The 1,778-nt window shown below is 50.1% G+C and carries 2 protein-coding genes; both read right to left on the bottom strand.

The genetic code is table 11. From position 1 onward, the window contains the following. A partial coding sequence (locus ACTHUM_RS13045; protein WP_440403064.1) for a S41 family peptidase occupies nucleotides 1–395 on the bottom strand: 395 nt, incomplete at its 3' end. Nucleotides 396–610: 215 nt separating this feature from the next. Beyond that, a partial coding sequence (locus ACTHUM_RS13040) for a murein hydrolase activator EnvC family protein (RefSeq protein WP_440403063.1) occupies nucleotides 611–1,778 on the bottom strand: 1,168 nt, incomplete at its 5' end.

Here is a 1,778-nt window from a genome sequence, read left to right as displayed (position 1 = left end):
CGTTCTGCCGGCGTGTCTTCAATCGGGGCAACGACTTTGACGAAGCCGTCTTCTTGTCCGATTTCCATGCCCAGGCCGCCGAATTCGCCGCTGGTGGATTCTTTCATTTCGGCATAGCCTTTTTTGTCCATATACTCGGAATGCGGATCGAGGTCGGACACCATGCCTTTCATTGCGCCTTCAAAAAGCTCGGCATCGGGTTTGTCTTGGTAATAGTTGGCTTTGATTTGGCCGTACACTTCTGCCATGGTGCGGATGGTTTGCACGGGAAGGGCCTCGTTGTCTTTTTTGTCTTTTTCGGCGGCAAAACTTTGTACACTCAGACTGAGGGCGATGCCGCTAAATGCGCCGAGAGTGTAGATTGCAACTTTTTTCAAAGTGGATTTTGTTGACATTCGTTTGACTTTCTTTTTGTGTACGGTAAGCAAAGTGTTTTTTGTTTTCTCTGAACCCGTTGACTTTATGTGATTTAAACGCTTGGAACAATAAGTTTAAGGTAAAAGTTTGTTGTTTAATGTGCTGAACAGGCGTGAAAATCGTGTTTTATTGTGGTTTATGATGAAAATTCAGACGGCCTGAAGGGGAGAGCTCACTCAGGCCGTCTGAAACATCAGTTAATCCATGAAAGCGGATTCATGACTTGTCCGTTGTAGCGGACTTCAAGGTAAAGGCCGGTTTCGCCCGACGGCAAAGTGCCGCTGGTGCCAATCTTGCTACCGGCATTGACGGCATAGTTTTGGGCGATGTCGATTTCGTTCAGACCGGAGTAAATGCTGACATAGCCGTCGCCGTGGTCGAGGACGACCACTTTACCGTAGCCTTCAATCTCGCCGGCAAAAGTAACCGTGCCTGAGGCAATGCTGCTGACCGGAGCAGGAACGGTATTGTAGAACACGCCTTTCCAAACTTCGCCATCGCCGCGGTCTTGACCGAACAGGCCTGCCAGTGTGCCGTTGACCGGTTTTTTCAGACGGCCTTGCATACGGCTGAAGCTGTTGGCGTTGCTGACGGTAAAGCCTTGGGTGTTCGGGGCTTGCAGTTTCATGTCTTCGTCAGTTAGCGTGGACATGGCGGCGCGTTCGGCTTCGGCTTTTTGCTGGGCGGCAGCCTGCTCTTTGCGGGCTTTTTCGGCAGCGGCCAAGCGGGCTTCGGCGGCTTTTTTACGTGCTTCGGCTTCGGCTTTGCGTTGCTCGGCTTTGCGTTTTTCCAAATCTTTCAAGAGGTTGTTGAGGCGTTGCTCGTTTTCTCTGTGGTTGATTTTCTTTTGCGCTTCTTTGGCTATTTGCGCGTTTTGACGGCGGCTTTCGGCTTGTTCGGCGGTATTGGTTACGCCTTGTTGACGCAATGAAGCCTGAATATTGGCTTGCAGTTTTTTCAGGTAAGCCAATTCATTGTTGATTTTTTGCTCTTGCGCCGCCAGCTCTTTTTGTTGTTTTTCCAAGTCTCTCATAACTTGGTCGTTGGCGTTGTTGATATAACGCGTGTAACGCAGGAAGCGGGTTTTTTGGCCGGCATCGGCGTTTTTCAGGAAGAGGGCGACCGCGTTGGGCTGGCTGTTTTTATAGTTGCCGGACACAAAACGCGAAATTTGGGCGCGAGTGTTGGAAACTTCGGCTTTTAACTGGTTGGCATCGGCATTGAGTTTTTGGAATTTTTCCCATGCGTCGCGTTGTTTGCGGTTGATGCCGGAGAGGTTGTTGCGTGTTTGTTGCAGCTGTTTGAGCGTGGCATTGGCATGGATAATGAAACCCTCGTTGCGTTTGGCAAAGGATTTTTTG

The organism is Neisseria sp. P0021.S006 (assembly GCF_051956895.1).
The sequence above is the reverse complement of the archived record's forward strand: the minus strand, read 5'-3'. Positions and strand labels throughout refer to the sequence as shown.